General features: G+C 63.8%; 20 protein-coding genes and 1 tRNA gene. 8 read left to right on the top strand and 13 right to left on the bottom strand.

All coding sequences use genetic code 11. The features are described 5' to 3' along the window. Positions 1-9: 9 nt before the first annotated feature. Positions 10-786, bottom strand: coding sequence for a bifunctional demethylmenaquinone methyltransferase/2-methoxy-6-polyprenyl-1,4-benzoquinol methylase UbiE (gene ubiE, locus RFM40_RS00335; protein WP_320224728.1), 777 nt, complete (start codon positions 784-786; stop codon positions 10-12). 169 nt (positions 787-955) lie between these two features. On the opposite strand from ubiE, the gene RFM40_RS00330 reads away from it, so the two are divergent. The 3 genes from RFM40_RS00330 to RFM40_RS00320 all read left to right on the top strand — a co-directional run bounded on the left by RFM40_RS00330 (position 956) and on the right by RFM40_RS00320 (position 3,431). Continuing rightward, positions 956-1,930, top strand: a complete 975-nt coding sequence (locus RFM40_RS00330; protein ID WP_320224727.1) for an adenosine deaminase — start codon at positions 956-958, stop codon at positions 1,928-1,930. Positions 1,931-2,129: 199 nt separating this feature from the next. Then, positions 2,130-2,759, top strand: a complete 630-nt coding sequence (upp, locus tag RFM40_RS00325) for a uracil phosphoribosyltransferase (protein WP_059184513.1) — start codon at positions 2,130-2,132, stop codon at positions 2,757-2,759. Positions 2,760-2,864: 105 nt separating this feature from the next. Beyond that, positions 2,865-3,431: a TIGR02281 family clan AA aspartic protease gene (locus RFM40_RS00320; RefSeq protein WP_320228097.1), complete on the top strand. Its 567-nt coding sequence runs from the start codon at positions 2,865-2,867 to the stop codon at positions 3,429-3,431. A 12-nt stretch (positions 3,432-3,443) separates the two neighbouring features. Here the strand turns inward: RFM40_RS00320 and deoA are convergent, their stop codons facing one another. The 6 genes from deoA to RFM40_RS00290 all read right to left on the bottom strand — a co-directional run bounded on the left by deoA (position 3,444) and on the right by RFM40_RS00290 (position 9,847). Continuing rightward, complete coding sequence (gene deoA / locus RFM40_RS00315; RefSeq protein WP_320228096.1) at positions 3,444-4,760, bottom strand: thymidine phosphorylase; 1,317 nt, start codon at positions 4,758-4,760, stop codon at positions 3,444-3,446. A 158-nt stretch (positions 4,761-4,918) separates the two neighbouring features. Continuing rightward, on the bottom strand, positions 4,919-5,725 hold the full coding sequence (locus tag RFM40_RS00310; protein WP_320228095.1) for a purine-nucleoside phosphorylase: 807 nt from the start codon (positions 5,723-5,725) through the stop codon (positions 4,919-4,921). 30 nt (positions 5,726-5,755) lie between these two features. Next, positions 5,756-6,148, bottom strand: a complete 393-nt coding sequence (gene cdd / locus RFM40_RS00305) for a cytidine deaminase (RefSeq protein WP_292299740.1) — start codon at positions 6,146-6,148, stop codon at positions 5,756-5,758. 57 nt (positions 6,149-6,205) lie between these two features. Continuing rightward, positions 6,206-7,177 carry an ABC transporter permease gene (locus tag RFM40_RS00300; protein ID WP_320228094.1) on the bottom strand — a complete coding sequence of 324 codons (972 nt, stop codon included), beginning with the start codon at positions 7,175-7,177 and terminating at the stop codon, positions 6,206-6,208. A 1-nt stretch (position 7,178) separates the two neighbouring features. After that, positions 7,179-8,318: an ABC transporter permease gene (locus tag RFM40_RS00295; protein ID WP_320228093.1), complete on the bottom strand. Its 1,140-nt coding sequence runs from the start codon at positions 8,316-8,318 to the stop codon at positions 7,179-7,181. Continuing rightward, complete coding sequence (locus tag RFM40_RS00290; protein WP_320223717.1) at positions 8,315-9,847, bottom strand: ABC transporter ATP-binding protein; 1,533 nt, start codon at positions 9,845-9,847, stop codon at positions 8,315-8,317. Before RFM40_RS00290 ends, RFM40_RS00295 begins: the two co-directional genes overlap by 4 nt. A gap of 165 nt (positions 9,848-10,012) precedes the next feature. On the opposite strand from RFM40_RS00290, the gene RFM40_RS00285 reads away from it, so the two are divergent. Then, entirely contained in the window at positions 10,013-10,222 is a 210-nt protein-coding gene (locus RFM40_RS00285; protein WP_320223718.1) for a SlyX family protein, read from the top strand. A 35-nt stretch (positions 10,223-10,257) separates the two neighbouring features. Beyond that, positions 10,258-10,665 carry a hypothetical protein gene (locus tag RFM40_RS00280; RefSeq protein WP_320228092.1) on the top strand — a complete coding sequence of 136 codons (408 nt, stop codon included), beginning with the start codon at positions 10,258-10,260 and terminating at the stop codon, positions 10,663-10,665. Here RFM40_RS00280 and RFM40_RS00275 read toward each other — a convergent pair. The 4 genes from RFM40_RS00275 to RFM40_RS00260 all read right to left on the bottom strand — a co-directional run bounded on the left by RFM40_RS00275 (position 10,660) and on the right by RFM40_RS00260 (position 13,492). Then, entirely contained in the window at positions 10,660-11,115 is a 456-nt protein-coding gene (locus RFM40_RS00275; protein WP_320228091.1) for a GNAT family N-acetyltransferase, read from the bottom strand. The two genes, RFM40_RS00280 and RFM40_RS00275, sit on opposite strands and share 6 nt — an antisense overlap. 67 nt (positions 11,116-11,182) lie before the next feature. Beyond that, a complete protein-coding gene (locus tag RFM40_RS00270; protein ID WP_320228090.1) occupies positions 11,183-12,172 on the bottom strand; it encodes a BMP family lipoprotein in 990 nt (329 codons plus the stop codon). A gap of 206 nt (positions 12,173-12,378) precedes the next feature. Beyond that, positions 12,379-12,699: a hypothetical protein gene (locus tag RFM40_RS00265; RefSeq protein WP_320228089.1), complete on the bottom strand. Its 321-nt coding sequence runs from the start codon at positions 12,697-12,699 to the stop codon at positions 12,379-12,381. Positions 12,700-12,790: 91 nt separating this feature from the next. Then, complete coding sequence (locus RFM40_RS00260; protein WP_320228088.1) at positions 12,791-13,492, bottom strand: hypothetical protein; 702 nt, start codon at positions 13,490-13,492, stop codon at positions 12,791-12,793. A gap of 405 nt (positions 13,493-13,897) precedes the next feature. Between RFM40_RS00260 and RFM40_RS00255 the strand changes: the two genes are divergently transcribed. The 3 genes from RFM40_RS00255 to RFM40_RS00245 all read left to right on the top strand — a co-directional run bounded on the left by RFM40_RS00255 (position 13,898) and on the right by RFM40_RS00245 (position 18,058). Beyond that, positions 13,898-13,987: transfer RNA gene (locus tag RFM40_RS00255), tRNA-Ser, on the top strand. Between the two features lie 423 nt (positions 13,988-14,410). Continuing rightward, the gene (locus RFM40_RS00250) at positions 14,411-15,505 is read left to right on the top strand and encodes a branched-chain amino acid ABC transporter substrate-binding protein (RefSeq protein ID WP_320228509.1); all 1,095 of its coding nucleotides are present in this window, start codon (positions 14,411-14,413) and stop codon (positions 15,503-15,505) included. An 81-nt stretch (positions 15,506-15,586) separates the two neighbouring features. Then, positions 15,587-18,058, top strand: coding sequence for an adenylate/guanylate cyclase domain-containing protein (locus tag RFM40_RS00245; protein WP_320277044.1), 2,472 nt, complete (start codon positions 15,587-15,589; stop codon positions 18,056-18,058). Positions 18,059-18,167: 109 nt separating this feature from the next. Here the strand turns inward: RFM40_RS00245 and ftsZ are convergent, their stop codons facing one another. Continuing rightward, on the bottom strand, positions 18,168-19,160 hold the full coding sequence (ftsZ, locus tag RFM40_RS00240; RefSeq protein ID WP_430691626.1) for a cell division protein FtsZ: 993 nt from the start codon (positions 19,158-19,160) through the stop codon (positions 18,168-18,170). 139 nt (positions 19,161-19,299) lie between these two features. Further along, complete coding sequence (locus RFM40_RS00235; RefSeq protein ID WP_320228508.1) at positions 19,300-20,409, bottom strand: mandelate racemase/muconate lactonizing enzyme family protein; 1,110 nt, start codon at positions 20,407-20,409, stop codon at positions 19,300-19,302. Positions 20,410-20,414: the final 5 nt, after the last annotated feature.

Here is a 20,414-nt window from a genome sequence, read left to right as displayed (position 1 = left end):
GCGCTTGCCTCAAAGCTTCCAGCCCGAATGAAGCGCGGCGATGCCGCCCGAATAGTTGCGATAAGTGACGCGATCGAAGCCCGCGCGGGTGATCATGGAGGCAAAATTCTGCTGATTGGGGAATTTGCGGATCGATTCCACCAGGTAGGAATAGGGTTCACCGTCGCCGGTCACCGCCTTGCCAATTTTGGGAATGGCGTTGAACGACCAGGCCTCGTAGGCCTTGTCGAGCAGCGGCATGTCGACTTCCGAGAATTCGAGGCAGAGGAAGCGCCCGCCGCGCTTCAGCACGCGAAAAGCCTCGCTCAGCGCCACATCGATGCGCGGCACATTGCGGATACCGAATGCGATCGTATAGGCGTCGAACGTGTCGTCCTCGAAGGGCAGCGCCTCGGCATTGGCCTCGACGAAATCGGTGTATTCCGAAAGGTTTTTCTTCTCGGCCCTGTCGCGGCCGACTTCGAGCATCGAGCCGTTGATGTCGAGCACCGTAGCGTGCGCGTGGCGGTGGCTGGCCTCGATGATGCGGAAGGCGACGTCGCCCGTGCCACCGGCGACGTCGAGCACCTTCCAGCCCGCCCGCTTCGGCGGATTGAGCCAGGCGACCATCGCGTCCTTCCACAGCCGGTGCAACCCGCCCGACATCAGATCGTTCATGAGGTCGTATCGATTGGCCACCTTATGGAAGACATCGTTGACCAGGGACTGCTTGTCGCCTGCGCCCACCCTCCTGAAACCATAGGAGGTTTCCATGCCGCCCGTGGCCGTGGTTCTCTCAACTGACATTATTTTGATCCGCCATAAAACCGGCGGGACCATAGCCGATCGATGGGGCTGGCGCTATTGTCCAAGGCGCGGTTTTCGGCCGCGCCTTGGAGACGGGTTCGGGCAGGGTCTCGCATGATTTTCCGCCCGGAATCGGCGTCAGGACAAAAATACCGGACGGGATGGCCGCATGATTTTGAAAGCCGAATTGCACTGCCACATCGAAGGGGCAGCGGCGCCCGACCTCGTCGTCAGCCAGGCCCGCAGATATGGCAAGGACCCCTCGCCCTATATCCAGGACGGCTCCTTCGTCTGGCACGATTTCAGCTCTTTCCTCGCGGCCTACGACTTTGCCTCCGACCTGTTCCGCACCGAGGAGGACTACGCCCGGCTGACCGATCATTATCTGACCAGCCTCGCCCGCGACGGCGCCATCTATTCCGAGGTCTTCACCTCGCCGGATCATGCCAAGAAGGCCGGTCTCTCGCCAAAGGCCTACACGGACGCGCTTGGCGAAGGCATGGTCCGCGCCAAGGCCAGGACCGGCATCGAGGGACGCATGATCGTCACCGGCGTGCGTCATGTCGGCGTCGAGGCGATCGAGCAGGCTGCGCGCTTCGCGGCGCGCTGCGGCCATCCGCTGGTGACTGGTTTCGGCGTCGCCGGTGACGAGCGCATCGGCGATTTCGAGGATTATGTGCGGGCATTCGAGATCGCGCGCGAGGCAGGTCTGGGCATCACCATACATGCCGGCGAGCTGATGGGCTGGGAAAGTGTCAAGGCAGCGCTCGACCATATCCGCCCGTCGCGCATCGGCCATGGCGTGCGCGCCATCGAGAACCCTGACCTCGTTCGTCGCATCGCCGCCGAAGGCGTGGTGCTGGAATGCTGCCCCGGCTCCAATATCGCGCTAAAGGTGTTCGAGAGTTTCGCCGACCATCCCTTCCCGGCATTGCGCGCCGCCGGCTGCAAGATGACGCTCAACTCCGACGATCCGCCCTATTTCTGGACCTCGCTGAAGCGCGAATACGACATCGCCGCCGAGCATTTCGCGATGGACGACAAGGCGCTCACCGCCGTCACCAGAACGGCCATCGAGGCGGCCTTCGTCGACCGGAAGACCAAGGCGGCGCTGCTGAGCCGGCTCGACGCCAAAGGCCGGTGAATGGTGAATGGTGAATGGTGAATGGTGAATGGTGAATGGTGAATGGTGAATGGTGAATGGTGAATGGTGAATGGTGAATGGTGAATGGTTTGCCGGCGCGCTTCGGCCTGTCAACGGTAATCATCGACCATCAGGACTCGCAAACCCGCTTACTATTCACTATTCACCATTCACCATTCACCAGTCACGGGAGCAGACCATGCAGGGCGTCACCGTCGTCGACCACCCCCTTGTCCAGCACAAGCTGACCATCATGCGCAAGAAGGAGACCTCGACGGCCGGCTTCCGGCGGCTGCTGCGCGAGATCTCGCTGCTTCTGGGCTATGAGGTCACCCGCAATCTCGAGCTGACCACAACCACCATCGAGACGCCGATAGAGGAAATGGAAGCGCCGACGCTGGAGGGCAAGAAGCTGGTTTTCGCCTCGGTGCTGCGGGCCGGCAACGGCCTGCTCGAAGGCCTGCTCGACCTGGTGCCGGCGGCGCGCGTCGCCCATATCGGCCTCTACCGCGACCACGAGACGCTGGAAGCGATCGAATATTTCTTCAAGGCGCCGAGCGACCTTGCCGACCGGCTGGTGATCGTCGTCGACCCGATGCTGGCGACGGCGAATTCCGCGATTGCGGCGATTGACAAGCTGAAGGGGCGCGGTGCCACCAACATCCGCTTCCTCTGCCTGTTGGCGGCGCCCGAAGGCATCGAGCGCTTCACCAAGGCACATCCGGATGTCCCGATCTTCACCGCCTCGATCGATCGCCAGCTGAACGAAAAGGGCTATATCATGCCTGGCCTTGGCGACGCCGGCGACCGCATGTACGGGACCAAGTGAGCGTTTTCTTTACCGCTTGTTTACGTAAAGACCACGGTTCCGGCGCCCGTTAAAGCTGAAAACACCATGTCGGCTTAAGGATCGAACCTTCACGAAGGTCGATCCATGCTGCGCAAGCTTCTCCTCCTTGGCGTCTTTGTCGGAAGCTCGGCATCGATCCCGATCGTCTATCAGTCGAACCCGCGGATGGTCGAAAGCCTGCTGAGATTGGCGGTCGCCTCGAAGCCGGCGGCCCCGGAGGTCCAGCCGGACGTCAAACTTGCCTCGGTTCCAGCCAAGCCGGCGGCGCCGATGCCGCTCGGCCGCCAGGTGCTGGTCAATGCCGACGAACGCGGTCATTTCACCTCCGCCTTCAAGCTCAACGGCCGTCAGATCGACGGCATGATCGACACCGGCGCGACGCTGGTTGCTATCAACACATCGACGGCGCGCCGGATCGGCATCTCGCTCAACCAGTCGGATTTCAATCACCAGGTGAACACCGCGAACGGCGCCATCAAGGCCGCGGTGGTGACCGTCGACCATCTGCAGATCGGCAAGATCTCCCTCGATAACGTCCAAGCGGTGGTGCTCGACGACCGGGCGCTGCAAACCAACCTGATCGGCATGAGCTTCCTGCAGCGGCTGCAGAAATACGAAGTCCAGAACGGCGCGCTGCTGCTGGTGCAGTAGGATTGCTTCACCTCAAAGCGGCAGGATCCGCCTGAGCACCGTCTTCTCGGCGGGCGGCTTCGAGGCGCCGATCGAATAGGCGGAACGCACCGCGGCGGCGGCGGCCTCGGCGTCCGCCTCGGTGCGCGCGTGGACCAGCGCAAGCAGCTCGCCCGCCCGCACCTCGGCACCGACCGGCAACAGACTGGTCAAGCCCACGGCGTGATCGATCCTGTCGTCCGGACGGGTGCGCCCGCCGCCGAGGGCAACGACGGCTAGCCCGATGTCACGCGTCGCGATGCCGGCGACGAAGCCGTCCGCCGCCGCGTCCACCGCCAATTCCACCGCCGCTTCGGGGAGGTATTTTTCAGGGTTCTCGACGAAGTCGGCGGGACCGCCGAGCGCCGTCACCATTCGCGCGAACACCGCCGCCGCGCGGCCGCCGGCAAGCGTCTCGGCGGCGCGCCTGATCCCGTCCTGGTTGGACGAGGCAATCCCCGCCGACTGCAGCATTTCGGCGGCCAGCGCCAGCGTCACGTCCTGCAGCCGGCGGCCGCGGAAACGGCCGGTCAGGAAATCGACGGCGTTCTTCACCTCGACCGCATTGCCGGCGGCCGAGGCCAACGGCTCGTTCATGCCGGTCACCAGCGCCGACGCTTTCAGGCCCGCGCCATTGGCGACCTCGACCAGGCTGTTCGCCAGGGCGACCGCATCGCGCGACTTCTCCATGAAGGCGCCGTTGCCGACCTTGACGTCGAGCACCAGCGAGCCCAAGCCCGCAGCAAGCTTCTTCGACAGGATCGAGGCCGTGATCAGCGGCACCGACTCGACCGTCCCCGTCACGTCGCGGATCGCATAGAACCGGCGGTCTGCCGGCGCCAGATCGGCGGTCTGGCCGATGATGGCGCAGCCGGTTTCCAGCACCGTCTTGCGCAAACGCGCCACATCCGGTTGGCTGGTGTAGCCGGGGATGGCATCCATCTTGTCGAGCGTGCCGCCGGTATGGCCGAGACCGCGGCCGGAGATCATCGGCACATAGGCGCCGCAGGCGGCGACGATCGGCGCCAGCATCAGCGAGACGTTGTCGCCGACGCCGCCCGTCGAGTGCTTGTCGGTGACCGGACCCGGCAGGTCGGACCAGTCGAGCACATCGCCGGAATCGCGCATGGCGGTGGTCAGCGCCACAGCCTCCTCGCGGCTCATGCCTTTGAGGAACACGGCCATCGCGAAGGCGCCGATCTGGCCCTCCGACAGCGTGCCGGCCGTTATCCCCTCGATGAAGGCCGCGATCTCGGCCGCCGAGAGCTTGTGGCCGTCGCGCTTGCGGCGGATGATTTCCTGGGGGAGCACGACCCTACCCTCCCCCTTGTGGGGAGGGTCGCTCCGCAAAGCGGAGCGGGGTGGGGGCAGCGGCGGTGCGAATGAAGTCCCCCCGCCCCGTCTCGCTGACCTTGCTTCGCAAGGTCCGCTCGTCGACCCTCCCCACAAGGGGGAGGGTAAAGACCGCCTCAGACATCCGGCAAACCTTCCCGGAACACATGCTCGAGGATCGTCGCCAGCCGCGCGCCGCCGACCGGCGCCATGTCCTTGGTTTCCTGGTGCGAGAGTTCCGCCCCGGTCATGCCGGCCGCCAGGTTGGTGATGACCGAGCAGGCGGCGACCTTGAGGCCGAGGAAGCGGGCAAGGATGACTTCCGGCACCGTCGACATGCCGACGGCATTGGCGCCCATGACGCGCGCCATGCGGATCTCGGCCGGCGTTTCGAAACACGGGCCGGAAAACCACATATAGACGCCTTTGTGCAGCGCCGTGCCGGTCTCGTTCGCCGCCTTCTCGATCGCCTTGCGCAGGCCGGCATCATAGGCCTCGGTGAGACCGACGAAGCGGCGATCGCTCGGCTCGCCGATCAACGGGTTGGAGCCAGAGAAGTTGATGTGGTCGGTGATCAGCATCACCGAGCCAGGCCCCATGTCCGGGTCGACGGAGCCGGCGGCGTTGGTGAGGATGAGATGCGAGATGCCGATGCCGGCAAGCACCTCCAGCGCCGGGCGCATCGCGGCAGCGTTGCCGTGCTCGTAGTAATGCGCGCGGCCGGAAAGCATCAGCACCGGCGTGCCGGCGAAATGCCCTGCCACGACCTCGCCGGCATGGCCGGAAACGCCGCTGCGCGGGAAGCCCGGTAACTCGGCATAGGAGATGCGCCTTGCGTCCTCGACCTGGTCGACGAGCCCGCCGAGGCCGGAGCCCAGCACGAGCGCCGCGGTCGGGGCCAAGCCGTCCAGCTTCTCGACCAGATGATCCAGCGCTTCCTTCATTCCAACCCGCCCTTCATTTCAACCCGCTCTTCATTTCAAAATGTCGCCCCTGAAGCCGTAAGGCAGCATGTCGCCCATGGTGACCGTCTCGACCACGCCGGTATTGTCGCAGAGATAGAGCTTCGTTTCCGGCCGGCAGAACTCCGCCAGCCGCTGTCGGCAGCCGCCGCAGGGCGAGCATTTGGCCATGCGCTCGGCGATCACCGCGATCTCGGTGATCTTGCCGCCGCCGCCCATGACGTAGTGGCCGAGCGCCGTGGTCTCGGCGCACCAGCCCTCGGGATAGGAGGCCACCTCGATATTGGCGCCGGTGAAGACACGGCCGTCCTCGGTGCGCAGCGCCGCACCGACGGGAAACTTGGAATAGGGCGCATAGGCCTTGGCCATCGCCGTCTTCGCCGCCTCGAACAGATCATGCGACATTCAGTTCTTCTCTCCCACGATCCTGTTCAAATGCCGGTTGCCGAAGCTGTCCGAGCCTCAGCGTTCCTTGACGTAGGGCACGCCGCCGGCGCGCGGCGGGATCGCCTTGCCGATGAAGCCGGCGAGCAGGATGACGGTCAGCACATAGGGCAGCGCCTGCATGAACTGCACCGGCACCTTGCCGATGATCGGCAGCGGCGAGCCCTGCAGGCGGATCGACGCCGCGTCGAGGAAGCCGAACAGCAGGCAGGCGAACATGGCGTTGACCGGCTTCCATTTGGCGAAGATCAGCGCGGCAAGAGCGATATAGCCCTTGCCCGCGGTCATGTCCTTCACGAAGCCGCCATTCTGCACCATCGAGAGATACGCGCCGGCGACGCCGGTGAGGATGCCGGTGCAGATCAGCGCGCGGTAGCGCAGCCAGGCGACCGAGATGCCGGCGGTGTCGACGGCGGCCGGGTTTTCGCCCACGGCGCGCATCCTGAGGCCGAAGCGGGTGCGAAACAGCACCCACCAGGTGAACGGCACCATCGCGAAGGCGAAGTAGACCAGGATCGAATGGCCGGAGATCAGCTCGGCGTAGATCGGCCCGAGGATCGGCACGTTGCGGACGGCTTCGGCAGCGGGCCAGACGATCGCCTCGAAACGCTCGCCCGGCTGCAGCGCCGGCGTACGGCCGCCCTGCTGGAACCAGGCCTGGCCGAGGATGATGGTCGAGCCGGCGGCGACGAAGTTGATGGCGACGCCGGAGACGATCTGGTTGCCGCGATGCGTGATCGAGGCGAAGCCGTGCACCATGGCGAAGGCGACCGAGATCAGGATGGCCATACCGAGGCCGATGAAGGCCGAATGGAAGACCGAGGCAGCGGCAGCGCCGGCGAAAGCGCCGACCAGCATCTTGCCTTCGAGACCGATGTCGAAGATGCCGGCCCGCTCGGAATAGAGGCCGGCGAGACAGGCAAGCAGCAGCGGCACCGAGAGGCGGATGGTGGAGTCCAGAACCTGGACGATTGCGTTGAAGCTATCCATCTCAGGCCCCCGTCCCCTTGACCGCCTGCATGCCGACCGATTTCGGGCTGAACGAGGCGAACAGCGCCTGAATATAGGGCCTGAACATATGCTCCAGCGCGCCGGCGAACAGGATCACCAACCCTTGAATGATGACGATCATGTCGCGGCTGATCGCCGGCATCTCGAAGGCAAGCTCGGCGCCGCCCTGGTAGAGCATGCCGAACAGGATCGCCGCCAGCACGATGCCGACCGGATGTAGCCGGCCCATCAGCGCCACCGCAATGCCGACATAGCCGGCGCCCGAGACGAAATCGATCGCCACATTGTGCTGGTCGCCCATCACCGGATTGAGCGCCATCATGCCGGCCAGCGCGCCCGAGATCATCATCGCGGTGAGGATGATGCGGGTTTCCGAAATGCCGGCATATCGCGCCGCCTTCGGGCTATGACCATAGGTGCGCATCTCGTAGCCGAGCCTGGTGCGCCAAATCAGCAGCCAGACCAGGAACGCCATCGCCAGCGCCAGCAGGAAGCAGATGTTAAGCGGCGCCGAGCGGATCTTGGCGCCGAACAATTCGATGATCCAGTTGAGCTTCGGCAATTCCGCGCCGGCGAGGAAATTACGCGTCTGCGGCGCCTGCGATCCGGCCGGCTTCAGCGGACCGACCAGCAGATAGACCATCACCGAGGCGGCGATGAAGTTGAACATGATGGTGGTGATGACGATGTGCGAGCCGCGCTTGGCCTGCAGGTAGGCGGGGATGAAACCCCAGAGCGCGCCGAACACCGCCGCGGCAACGATCGCGATTGGAAAGATCACCCACCAGGGCAACACGCTGTCGAAGCTCAGGCAGACGAGCGCGATGCCGAGGCCGCCGATATAGGCCTGGCCCTCGGTGCCGATGTTGAACAGGCTGCAATGCGCCGCCACCGCCACCGACAGACCGGTGAAGATGAAGGTGGTGGCGTAGAACAAGGTGAAGGCGATGCCCGTGCCCTTGCCGAAAGCGCCCTCAACCAGGATGACGGCGGCGCGGAACGGATTTTCGCCGACCAGCATGACGACGAAGCCGGCGACGATGAAGGCCACCGACAGATTGATCAGCGGGATCAGTCCGTAGTCGGCCCAGGCCGGCAGTTTTGCGTAAGGCGTGCTCATTCGGCCGCCTCCTGGTGTTCGACACCGGCCATCAAGAGGCCAAGCTCGCCTTCGGTCGCCTCCGGCCCGCGTTCGCCGACGATACGGCCGGCAAACATCACCAGGATGCGGTCGGAGAGCGAACGGATCTCGTCGAGTTCGACCGACACCACCAGGACCGCCTTGCCCTGGTCGCGCATGGCGATCAGCCGCTTGTGGATGAATTCGATGGCGCCGACATCGACGCCGCGCGTCGGCTGGCCGACGATCAGCACGCCTGGGTCCTGCTCCATCTCCCGCGCCAGTACGATCTTCTGCTGGTTGCCGCCGGAGAAATTGGCCGTCCTCAGCCTGCAGTCGGCCGGACGGATGTCGTATTTGCCGATCTTGTCCTTGGCATCGTTGCGGATGGCATCGACGTTGAGGAACGGTCCCTTTAGATACCGCTCGTCGTCGTGATAGCCGAGGATCGAATTCTCGTTCTCTTCGAAGGCGAGCACCAGCCCGACATGGTGGCGGTCCTCCGGCACATGGGCGAGACCCCGGTCGCGCAACTCGCCTGGGTCGGCCTTGCCGGTCAGGTCGACCGGCTTGCCTTCGAGCATGACTTCACCCGAGACGGCGTGCCGGATACCGGAAATCGCCTCGAGCAGCTCCGACTGGCCGTTGCCGGCCACGCCGGCGATGCCGACGATCTCGCCGCCGCGCAGGTCGAAGGAGACGTCGTCGACCATGGTGACGCCGCGTGAATCCTTGACCGTCAGGTTCTTGACCGAGAGCTTCACGGCGCCGGCTTCCGACTGGCCCTTCTCGACCCGCAAGAGCACGCGCCGGCCGACCATCAGCTCGGCCAATTCGCCGACCGTGGTTTCCTTCGTCGCCCTGGTTGCCACCATCGTGCCCTGGCGCATGACCGAGACGGTGTCGGTGATGGCCATGATCTCGCGCAGCTTGTGGGTGATCAGCACCACCGTTTTGCCCTGCTCCTTCAATTGCTTGAGGATGCGGAACAGATGGTCCGCCTCGGCCGGCGTCAGAACCCCGGTCGGCTCGTCGAGGATCAGGATCTCGGCGCCGCGATACAGCGCCTTGAGGATTTCGACGCGCTGCTGCAGGCCGACCGGCAGTTCTTCGATGATGGCGTCGGGATCGACCTCGAGGCCGTATTCGCGCTCCAGCCGCTCGAGTTCCGAACGCGCCTTGGCGATGCTTTTCTTCAACAGCGCGTCGCTCTCGGCGCCGAGAATGACGTTTTCCAGCACCGTGAAATTGTCGACCAGCATGAAATGCTGGTGCACCATGCCGATGCCGAGCGCGATGGCGTCGTTGGAGGTGTTGATCGACACCGGCTTGCCGCCGACGCGGATCTCGCCGCTGTCGGCCTGGTAGAAGCCATAGAGGATCGACATCAGCGTCGACTTGCCGGCGCCGTTCTCGCCGACAATGCCGTGGATGGTGCCGCGCGCGACTTCCAGGTTGATGTCGCGGTTGGCGCGCACGGCGCCAAAACTCTTGTTGATGCCTATGAGCTCGATTGCGGCTAGCGCCATGCAGCCTGTCCCACTCAGTTTTTTTATCGCTTGGTCAAAGTGCCTAGCATGATGCCCCGCCCGTGCCAATTGGCACGGAACGTCATTCACTCTCGACAAATCCCCGCGCGCTTGTCAATTTCGAAGGTGGCCGAGAGCTTCACATTCACAGAACCCGGGTTTTGAATGACCAAATCTGACGACCGGCTGACGACGCTGGAAATCCGCGCCGCCGAGCAGGAAAAGACGATCGAGGAGCTGTCCGGCCAGATCGCCGAGCAGTGGAAGGTGATCGAGCGCATGGAACGCAAGCTCGCTGCCCTGACCGACCGGTTCCTGGCCCTTGAGGAGCAGGCTGCTCCCGATGTGCCGGTGACCAAGCCGCCGCATTGGTGAGCGGGCATTGGGGCGAGCCATGAGGGAGAACGGTCATGGCCGGTGAAGGAGAACGCATCGCAAGGGCCGGCGACTACGTTTTTGGCCTGATGGACGAAAGGGAGCGCGCCCGCGCCGAGCGCGACCTTGAGATCGATCCCGCCTTTCGCGACACGGTGCTGCGGCTCGCCGAACGTATGCGCGCCCTGGAGCCGGCGGGAGCGTCGAATGCCGCTTCGGACCAACGTTGGCAGCTCGTCCAGCGCCGCCTCGGCGAACTGCCGCAGATGCGGCTTGCCGGCTTGACCAATGGGGAGGCGAAACCGCAGCCGATCGTGATCCACCGGCTTGAGCGCAAGCCTTACGGCGTCGGCCTGCATTCCCTGGGTGGCCGGCTTGGATTTGTCATCGCGATGGCGCTCTTGGCGGCGTTTGCGCTCGGCTATCTCGCCGGTACCCTATAGAGATCGTTCCATCAGCACCATCGGTTCGCCGCCCTGCTCGAAGGTCTCGATCGCAGTCCAGCCGAGGGCTTGGTAGAAGCATCGCGCCTGCCAAGTGTAGAGATAGAGCTTGTCCACGCCGACAGACGCCGCATGGGCCTCAACGGCCTTGAGAAGCGCCGCGCCGACACCCCGACCCCGATAATTTTGGTCCACGATCAGCCCCGCAAGCCAGGGCGTCAGATCATGCGCCGGATCGATCTCGTTGCAGACAAACAGGCAGCTGCCGATCGGCGAACCGCCGAGGCGAGCGACGAAGGCCGCCTCGAACCCGCCGCTCGCGATCAGTCCGCGAAGCCCGGCCATGTCCTCTTCGAGCGTGCGGCCGGTGCCCTCGAAAAAAGCGGCGAGGCGCAGCCTTGCGATGGCCTCGACGTCACGCTCGGCCATTGTTTCGATAATCGGCAGCATCGCGCTCGCCCAAAATGAAACCGCCGGGACTTCGCCCGGCGGTCCAAAAACTTGATTCAGTTGCCGATCAATACGGGCACTTGTTGTCGGCGGTGTAGTCGTGCACCTCGGTCTTGCCGGCGATGATATCGGCCTTGGCCTTTTCGACCGCCGCCTTCATCTCGTCGGTCACCAGCGCCTTGTTGTTGTCGTCCATGGCGTAATCGACGCCGCCTTCCTTGAGGCCGAGATTCTGGACGCCGCCCTTGAAGGTGCCGTTCTTGCCGTCCATGAAGGCGGTGTAGACGGCAACGTCGACGCGCTTCAGCATCGAGGTCAGCACCTTGCCGGGCTGCAGGCCGTTCTGATTGGAATCGACGCCGATGCCGAGCTTGCCGGCATCCGCTGCGGCCTGCAGCACGCCGACGCCGGTGCCGCCGGCGGCGGCGTAGACCACGTCCGCGCCCTGGTCGATCTGCGTCTTGGCGATTTCACCGCCCTTGGCCGGGTCGTTCCAGGCGGCCGGCGTGTCGCCGGTCATGTTCTGGATGACGTCGGTGGCGCCGGCCGACTTGGCGCCGCCGACATAGCCGCACTCGAACTTTCGGATCAGCGGGATGTCCATGCCGCCGACGAAGCCGACCTTCTTCGACTTCGACGCCATCGCGGCCATGATGCCGACGAGGTAGGAGCCTTCGTTCTCCTTGAATACCAGCGAGCGGACATTGGGCAGGTCGACGGCATCGTCGATGATGGCGAAGTTGAGGTCGGTATATTCGGCCGCGACCTTCTTCAGCGCATCCTCCCAGGCAAAGCCGGCCATCACGATCGGGTTGCGGCCGTCCTCGGCGAAGCGGCGCAGAGCCTGCTCGCGCTGCGAGGCGTTGGAGACTTCGAATTCGACGTAAGCCACACCGGTTTCGGTCTTGAATTTCTCGGCGCCGTGAAAGGCGGCCTCGTTGAAGGATTTGTCGAACTTGCCGCCGAGATCGTAGAGGATGGCCGGCTGGACATCCGCGGCGAAAGCCGGAAGAACCATTGCGGTTGCGGCCAGGAGGCCGAGAACGATACGTTTCATGTGATCCACACCCTGTCGGTTATTTTTTCCGTTGCACCGCATTCCCGCCCGGTTCTCCGGCAGGCACGCGACGTCAGGCAGGAAGTGTATGCCCCTCCCCGCTGGCGGCCAATCTGGCACGGCCCGAAACAAAATTCACGTGGAATTTTGACCTGTTGGAAAAAGCGACCAACATGCCCGTTTCCGGGCGGAGCGAAACGTCCGCGTCAGTTGGTCGGGGCGAATTCGTGGCGTCGACGCCGGTAGCCGAGGGCGTAGAGCAGGAACGCCAGCGCGGCGAACACCGCGAACCCAGGCTGGCCGAGCACCCAGGCGATGGCGCCGTCCCAGACCAGCGGACTGGCCTTGGCGCGCACATAGGTCTCGAAGGCGGCGCGGGTGTCGGGCGATACCGCCAGCCAGCTTGCGTTGAGCGGCGTCATGACCAGCGCCGACGCCGCCACCGAGCGCGTGGTGTCGATCACCGCCATGATGACGGAAATCGACAATGCAACCATGGCCGCCAGCCGAAAGATGAAACGCAACATCCAACGCACTCCCCGGGAACGCTCCCGTTTGCCCCGCAACCGACATAGAGCGAGCGCAATCGCCAGGCAATCGCGACACGTGATTTTGAGGTTAGACTGTTTTTGCCGTTTTGCGCCGGTTGACCCGCCAGATGGCGAAGATTCCGCCGGCGATGGCTCCGACGATCAGGCCTGCGAGGCCGATGAAAGCGGCGAAAAACCCGCAGGCGCCCTCGAAGCAGCTCATATGGGTGGCGTCGGCGATCAGCGACCCGGCAAAGAATCCGGCGCAGGCGCCGATGGCGCCGCCGAGGATAATGCCGAGCAGCGCCGCAAGCAGCGAGACCAGCAGCGGCGGGCGTTCGGTCTCGGGATTGGCATAAACGGCCTCGGCGCCGGCGCCGCGCCGCAACAGGTAGATGCAAAGCATGCCGATAGCGATCTCGGCGGCCGTGAAGCCCAGCGCCTCGGCGGAAAAGACGAAGTCGGGCACCAGAAGCGTGTAGGCCTGGCGCACAATGAGCCACAGGATGATCGTCACCTGCCAAATGGTGTAATGGCGGGGAAAACGCGCCGACCGGTTGAAGGCGAGGCTAAGCAGGTAAAGCCCCCACAAAATGGTGACGAGGCCGCCGGCGAGACCGCCATAGATCAGGAAGAACACGCTTTCCGGCAGGTTGAAGTCGCCGATCAGCCGCCAGCTCGAGATCAGGCCGTAGGCCGACAGGCCCATGACGACGATCAGCCACGCCACCGGGATGAGGGTAAGCCCGCTGTCCGGCCGGCCCGCGGGTTCCTGGTCGATCGATGTCATGTCAGGACGATGCCCCTTGCAAAGCCCAAAACGCGCGCAGCGGTTTTCCATCCGCGATTGCGCAAAACCGAATATTTCAGTCAGTCGACAGGTGGCAAAGATCGAAGTCAAGCGCGGCAGAGGCTGCGGCCCGCCCTGTGCACATCATTCGAAGGTCGGCAGCGCTTTATCGAGCCCGCCTTCGAGCCATCCACGGCAAAAGCCTTTGCACCGCCTTTATGGCTTGGCATTCGCCTTAGGATCGACTAGATGAGCCCCGCGCCTGTTTTGCCTAGACGGCTAGAGGTGCCGGGAAAGGGTTGCCCGCCGGTTGAAGGCACCCCAAATAGTCCGTCGAGGACTTCCCGGGGGAGGTGCATCTCCCCAACCCGCGCGGCGAAACCGGCCGGCGCGCCATGCAAAGACGGAGAGGTGGCCGAGTGGTTGAAGGCGCACGCCTGGAAAGTGTGTTTACGGGAAACCGTAACGCGGGTTCGAATCCCGCTCTCTCCGCCATTAATTTCCTGATAACGTAATCTTTTCAAGTATTTGGCAGAATCGATGGGCGCCTGCATCCTTGATCTGTGTAACAAGCTGCTACGAATCCACTTAGTCCGCCAAGCTGTCCAAGAGTTTTGCAATTCCGACACCTAGCAGCTTCCTTCAGCATGGCACGATGCTCCTAAGAGCCTATCGTCGGGGAAGCGCTTCCTGAGGGACAATCAGGCAAAGTCGGCTTTTCCCGACGAAGGGCGACAGTACGAACAGTATCTGCAACCGACAGGCGTCGACGCTTAACATCCAACCAGCCAACGTCGAGTTTGGGCTGGATTTGGCGCGCGATTCCGACCTCGGCGAACGAAGAAACTCGCGCTTGCCGAAGGGGCTGTCGGGTCTGACGGGATTAGCGTAAGCTAGCTGTCCTTATGGGGTGCACACATGCACCGTATCATCGCCATAGCGATCGTCGTTCTCGCGGCCATGTTCAGTTCCGCGAGGGCTGAAGTGCTGATCGGGGTCTCGTCTGCGATGACAGGACGGCTTGCCTGGATTGGCGAGCAGGGACAGCGCGGCGCGGAGATGGCGGTGGCCGACGTCAACGCGGCGGGCGGCGTGCTCGGCCAGAAGGTGAGGCTCATCTCGGTCGACGATTTCTGCGATCCCGAGCAAGCGGTCGCGGCCGCCCAGAAGCTGGTGGCTGACGGGGTGGTGTTCGTCGTCGGGCATTATTGCTCCGGGGCCTCGATCCCCGCATCGAAAGTGTACGAGGAGGCTGGCGTCGTCGAAATATCGCCAGGCTCGACCAATCCGCAGCTGACCGAACTGGGCCGCGGCAATGTCTTCCGCACCATTGGCCGCGACGACGCGCAGGGTTTCATAGCTGGCAATTACCTTGCCGATCGCTGGGGCGACAAGAAGATTGCGATCCTTCACGACAATTCGACCTATGGGAAGGGTCTCGCCGACGAGACTAGGAAGCAGCTGAACAAACGGGGCGTGACTGAAGCCGTTTACGACGCATACACGCCCGGGATGGACGACTATTCAGCCGAGGTCGCTGCATTGCAGACCGCCGGCGTCTCAGCCTTGTATGTGGGCGGGTATCATGCCGACGTTGCGCTGATCGCTCGCGCCGCACACGACCGTGGCTACACGGTTCAGCTCATATCCGGAGATGCCTTGGCTACCGAGGAATTCGCCCTGATCGCAGGCTCAGCGGCGGAGGGAACCCTGTTCACCTTCCCGGCGGACCCGCGGCGAAATGCCGGCGCGGCCGCGATCGTGGAGCAGTTCCGTGCGGAGAACTTCGAGCCCGCGGGCTACACGCTGTTGAGCTACTGCGCGGTCCAGGTCTGGGCCCAGGCGGTCGCGAAGGCAGGTTCGCTGGCGCCGAAGGCGGTCATAGCGACACTGCACGAACAGCAATTCGACACCGTCATTGGCCGGGTCGATTTCGACGACAAGGGCGACCTCACGAGGCAGAGCTGGGTTTGGTACGTCTGGCGGGGCGGGGAGTACGTGCCGGTTGAATAGGGTTCGCCGAACGCCGGCGTGCCGCCTGAGACGTCTAGTCTGATGCAGACCAGTGTGGCTGGATTGTTCCGACTCACCGCGATGCTTGAACGCCTCGGCATACGCGGTCGGCTGTTGCTGGCCTTTTTCGGGATCAGCGCCCTTGCGGTGCTGGCAACCGTTGCCGCGCTTTATGCCTTCCTCCAAGTCGGCGACGTCGTCGACCGAATTACCACGGATCGGGTGCCGTCGGCGCTGGCCTCCCTCCAGCTGTCGCGCCAGGCCGAACGGGTCGCTGCTGCCGCGCCATCGGTGCTGGCGGCGACAAGCAGGGCTCAGCACAGCGAGGTCTCGGCTGCCGTCGCGCTCGAGATGTCCCGCCTCGAGGCCCTGCGTACGGACCTCAGGGATGCTACGCTGGGTACAGTGCCTTTGGCTGAGATCGAGGAAGCCGCGGTTGTTCTAAGGCGCAACCTGAAGGAGCTCGACTCTCTGGTTGTCGCCCGGCTCGACGTCGTCGCCCGCAAGGAGGAGCTCCTGAACCGCCTCGCCGCGACGACGACCGGAAGCCACCGCCTTCTGGCCACCGGCATCCTGGTGATGGATTCTAGGCTCCCGCAATGGCGGGCGGTCGCGGCCGATACGTCGCTGTCGCCCGATCGACGCGCAGCGGCAATGGCCGACATGGTCCAGGCGATGGCGGCTTACATCCCCCAGCAGAAGGCGCTGCTGGAGATCTCGGCGGTGAACGACGCGCTGGTGAAGGCCGCGACCGCGCCGACGCGGGGCGACCTGGGGTTGATCCTGTTTCCGCTGCGCCGCTCGCTTGCCGCTCTGGAAACAGCTTCCTCGGAGATCGACGAAAAGCTGCAGACCCGTTTTCGGCAGCGGATGGACGAGTTCAAGGCACTAACCGATGGTGAGAGCAGCATCCCGAAGGCACGGGAGGAGGAGCTTGCGGTCCTCGCGCAGGGCGAAAAGCTTCTGGCCGAAAACAATCGGCTGTCGCGCAGTCTCACCGCTGCCGTCGATCGTCTTGTCGCAGCAGCGGACCGCGAGATCGCTGCCTCCGGTCGCGAAGCCGCGTTGGTCCAGCGCTACGGCACCGGAGTTGTCCTCGGCTCCGCTTTTCTCAGCCTGTTGAGCTCGGTTCTGGTCGTCTGGTTCTATGTCGACCGCAGCCTTCTCGCCCGTCTGGGAGCGGTGAGCCAGGGCATGCTCGCGATCGCGGGCGGCGATCTTCGTGCGCCGCTGCCGGCCGCGGGCAGCGACGAAATCGGGCGCATGGCCGAGGCGCTGAGCCTCTTCCGGGATACCGCTGTCGAGGTCGAGGAAAAGAACCTGCGCGACGTTGCAGAAGCGCGTCAGCGGCTAGTCGATGCCATCGAAAGCATTTCCGAAGGTTTCGCTCTCTATGACAGAGAGGACCGGCTTGTCCTCAGCAATAGCCGCTACCGCGAACTGCTATACGCCGGTCTGGAGGCCGAGCTAGCCCCTGGCACTGCATTCGAGGAGATCATTCGCCGATCCGCCAAGCGCGGCTACATCAGGGATGCCGAGGGGCGGGTCGATGAGTGGGTTGCCGAGCGCCTGTGGCGGCACCGCAACCCCGGCGAACCATGGGTGCAGCGGCGGGGCGACGGACGATGGATCATGATAAGCGAGCGGCGGATCAGCGCCGGCGGCACGGTCGCCGTCTATTCGGACATCACCGAGCTGAAGCAAAGGGAGGAGAACCTTGCCGAGAAGTCCACGGCCCTAGAGGCGCTTTCCAGCAAGCTGGCCAAATATCTGGCGCCGCAAGTGTACAGCTCGATATTCACCGGCCGCCAAGACGTTAGAATCGCCAGTCAACGCAAGAAGCTGACCATATGCTTCTCCGACATCGCCGGCTTTACCGAGACCACCGACAAGATGGAGTCCGAGGATCTTACCCAGCTCCTCAATCACTACCTGACGGAAATGTCGAAAATCGCGTCGGATCATGGTGCCACGATCGACAAGTACGTCGGCGACGCGATCCTGATGTTTTTCGGCGACCCTGAGACGCGCGGCGTCCACGAGGACGCGCTGGCTTGCGTACAGATGGCGCTTGCCATGCAAAAGCGGATCACCGAGCTTACCGATGTCTGGCGGGACATGGGGATCGAAACACCGCTGCGCTGCCGCATCGGCATCCACACCGACTACTGCACCGTCGGTAACTTCGGCAGCGAGGACCGGATGGACTACACGATAATCGGCGGCGCCGTGAATCTCGCCTCGCGCCTGGAACAGGAGGCGGCACCGGGGGCCATCCTCATTTCCTACGAGACGTTTGCGCAAGTGAAGGACACGATCGATTGTGAGGAGATGGGGCACGTCCAGGTCAAGGGGATCGCCTATCCCGTCGCCACCTACCGCGTCATCGATCTGAAGGCCAATCAAGCGGGCGCCTGTCGCGCTGTTCGAACCGAGCTGCCGCACTTCAGGCTGGAACTTGAACCAGAGCTGATGTCCGCTGACGAGCGTGGCGATGCCGCCATTGCGCTTCGAGACGCGCTGGATCGGCTTTCCCCCAAGCCGGGGCAGTAGGGATCGGCGGCAGATGACCTCCGTTATGAAGCAGGCGGGTGCCTGACCTGCTCAAGGGAAGCGGCTGTTAGCAAGATCTTTAGCTACGACACCCACCTCGGAAGGTCGATCAGGCGGTCATCTGGTTGAGTTGGATCATGTTTGCGCCTTGCCGCAGACCGGTGGCGACGACCGACACCCGGAACTTCCCAGCCAACGCTTGGTCGAAGATGGCGCCAACGATAATGTTGGCATCGGCGTCGACCTCTTCGCGTATCCGTGTCGCGGCCTCATCGACTTCGAACAGTGTCATGTCCATGCCGCCGCTGATCGATACGAGCACGCCCCTGGCGCCGGCCATGGAGGCCTCATCCAGCAGCGGATTGGCGATTGCGGCCTCGGCAGCCTTCTTTGCACGGCCCTCTCCGAAGGCTTCACCGGTTCCCATCATCGCTCGCCCCATGTCCCGCATCACCGCCTTGACGTCGGCGAAGTCGAGATTGATCAGGCCTTCTTTCACGATGAGGTCGGTGATGCAGCCGACGCCCGCGTAGAGAACACGGTCTGCCATCGCAAACGCGTCGGCAAACGTCGTCCTGGCGTCGGCGACCCTGAACAGGTTCTGGTTCGGGATGACGATCACGGTATCGGCGCTCGCGCGAAGGCGCTCTATGCCTTCCTCGGCGGCCTGGGTCCGGCGCTTGCCTTCGAACACGAAGGGCTTGGTGACGACGGCCACGGTCAAAATTCCGGCATCGCGTGCGGCACGCGCAATAACGGGTGCGGCGCCCGTTCCGGTCCCGCCTCCCATGCCCGCGGTGACGAAACACATATGCGTTCCCGCCAGATGATCCATGATCTCGTCGATGGACTCTTCCGCGGCAGCGCGGCCGACGTCGGGCAATGATCCGGCACCAAGGCCTTCGGTGACATGGGCACCCAATTGGATCAGTCGCGAAGATTTCGACATGGCGAGCGCCTGCGCGTCGGTATTGGCCACGACGAACTCCGCGCCTTGCAAGCCCTCGGTGATCATGTTGTTGATGGCGTTTCCGCCACCGCCGCCAACGCCAACCACAGTGATTTTAGGCCTCATCTCGAGGATTTCCGGCTTGTCGGTCATTGCGATCTCTCCACGGAAGCACCCGCCGCGCGAGCACGCGAATCAGGCGACCCCCACCAAGCCTACGGAATCAGACGGGACATCTCCCAGCAAGGGCTGCGCGAGCATTGACCGCAGTCGATGTTCGCCGGCGCGTTCATCAGTCCCCGTATGTGGCCACCGGCTTGCCTAACATGCCGGGTTCCGGCTTCACGCCGAGGCCTGGCCGCTGCGGCACGGCGATGTGCCCCTTTTCGATAACGACCGGGTTCTTCTGGTCGAAATGCCCGTCGATATATTCCTGGGCGATCCAGGCGCCCTCCATGCGGCGCGGCTCGACCGTGGCGGCCAGATGGACACACGCCGCCGCGATGATGTCGCCGCCCCAGGCGTCGTCGCAGCTGTGCGGTAAGGAGCGGATAGCGCAAAGGTCGCGCACCGTCGTCATCTTGGTGAGACCGCCGAGGCGCGTGACCTTGAAGCCGAAGCCGTCGGCAATCCCCAGCGAAATAGCCCTCAGCACCGCGTTCTGGTCCTCGGTATTCTCGTCCAGATACACCGGATGCGTCACCCTGCCCTTCAGCGTGGCGACTTCATCCATGGTATTGCAGGGCTGCTCGAAGACGAAGGGGATTGCCTGGCAAAGCCGGTCGAGATGGATGGCGGAGGCGACCGTCAAGCCCCGGTTCCCGTCCACCGCGATGCGCGCCTTGTAGCCTACCGCCTCCCAAACCTTGTGAACGGTCGCCACGTCCTCTTCGAGATCGCGGCCACCGATTTTCACCTGAAGGCGTGGATAGCCCGCTTTGACCTTGTCGGCCGCGATGCGGGCGGTTTCCTCGGGCGAACCGACGATCAGCGAGTAATAGGCAGGCACACGGTCGGTCAAAGCCCCGCCCAACAGCGTCGAGACCGGCACGGCCAGTCTCTGGCCGAGAAGGTCGAGAAACGCCATGTCGAATGCGGCTTTGGCGTAGCCATGTCCGTTCAGACGCTCGTCCATGCGTTTTGCCAAGAGCCTGATCGAAGCGATCTCGGACCCGATGAGCCCGGGCGCGATCTCGGCGATTGCGGCGCGAGCGCCCAATGCGTGATGAGGCTGGTAGACGGGCCCGATCGGACAGGTCTCGCCCCAGCCGGTCAGCCCGTCATTGGTGACGATCTCGACAAGCGTGCTGTCCAGCGATTCGACATTGTCGCTCGCCATGCGATAGACGCCGCCCTTCACCGGCAGCGCAGTCGTATAGATGTTTATCCTTTCAATGCGCATGACGT

This window comes from Mesorhizobium captivum, from assembly GCF_033977165.1.
Taxonomy (GTDB): domain Bacteria; phylum Pseudomonadota; class Alphaproteobacteria; order Rhizobiales; family Rhizobiaceae; genus Mesorhizobium; species Mesorhizobium captivum.
Note: the sequence above shows the minus strand (reverse complement) of the source record. Positions and strands in the feature narration are given on the sequence as shown.

Bases quoted from the DNA above. Each gene is read 5' to 3' on its own strand.
- ubiE (WP_320224728.1), bottom strand. From the start codon at position 786: ATGTCAGTTGAGAGAACCACGGCCACGGGCGGCATGGAAACCTCCTAT.
- RFM40_RS00330 (WP_320224727.1), top strand. From the start codon at position 956: ATGATTTTGAAAGCCGAATTGCACTGCCACATCGAAGGGGCAGCGGCG.
- upp (WP_059184513.1), top strand. From the start codon at position 2,130: ATGCAGGGCGTCACCGTCGTCGACCACCCCCTTGTCCAGCACAAGCTG.
- RFM40_RS00320 (WP_320228097.1), top strand. From the start codon at position 2,865: ATGCTGCGCAAGCTTCTCCTCCTTGGCGTCTTTGTCGGAAGCTCGGCA.
- RFM40_RS00310 (WP_320228095.1), bottom strand. From the start codon at position 5,725: ATGAAGGAAGCGCTGGATCATCTGGTCGAGAAGCTGGACGGCTTGGCC.
- cdd (WP_292299740.1), bottom strand. From the start codon at position 6,148: ATGTCGCATGATCTGTTCGAGGCGGCGAAGACGGCGATGGCCAAGGCC.
- RFM40_RS00300 (WP_320228094.1), bottom strand. From the start codon at position 7,177: ATGGATAGCTTCAACGCAATCGTCCAGGTTCTGGACTCCACCATCCGC.
- RFM40_RS00295 (WP_320228093.1), bottom strand. From the start codon at position 8,318: ATGAGCACGCCTTACGCAAAACTGCCGGCCTGGGCCGACTACGGACTG.
- RFM40_RS00290 (WP_320223717.1), bottom strand. From the start codon at position 9,847: ATGGCGCTAGCCGCAATCGAGCTCATAGGCATCAACAAGAGTTTTGGC.
- RFM40_RS00285 (WP_320223718.1), top strand. From the start codon at position 10,013: ATGACCAAATCTGACGACCGGCTGACGACGCTGGAAATCCGCGCCGCC.
- RFM40_RS00280 (WP_320228092.1), top strand. From the start codon at position 10,258: ATGGCCGGTGAAGGAGAACGCATCGCAAGGGCCGGCGACTACGTTTTT.
- RFM40_RS00275 (WP_320228091.1), bottom strand. From the start codon at position 11,115: ATGCTGCCGATTATCGAAACAATGGCCGAGCGTGACGTCGAGGCCATC.
- RFM40_RS00270 (WP_320228090.1), bottom strand. From the start codon at position 12,172: ATGAAACGTATCGTTCTCGGCCTCCTGGCCGCAACCGCAATGGTTCTT.
- RFM40_RS00265 (WP_320228089.1), bottom strand. From the start codon at position 12,699: ATGTTGCGTTTCATCTTTCGGCTGGCGGCCATGGTTGCATTGTCGATT.
- RFM40_RS00260 (WP_320228088.1), bottom strand. From the start codon at position 13,492: ATGACATCGATCGACCAGGAACCCGCGGGCCGGCCGGACAGCGGGCTT.
- RFM40_RS00250 (WP_320228509.1), top strand. From the start codon at position 14,411: ATGCACCGTATCATCGCCATAGCGATCGTCGTTCTCGCGGCCATGTTC.
- RFM40_RS00245 (WP_320277044.1), top strand. From the start codon at position 15,587: ATGCTTGAACGCCTCGGCATACGCGGTCGGCTGTTGCTGGCCTTTTTC.
- ftsZ (WP_430691626.1), bottom strand. From the start codon at position 19,160: ATGACCGACAAGCCGGAAATCCTCGAGATGAGGCCTAAAATCACTGTG.
- RFM40_RS00235 (WP_320228508.1), bottom strand. From the start codon at position 20,409: ATGCGCATTGAAAGGATAAACATCTATACGACTGCGCTGCCGGTGAAG.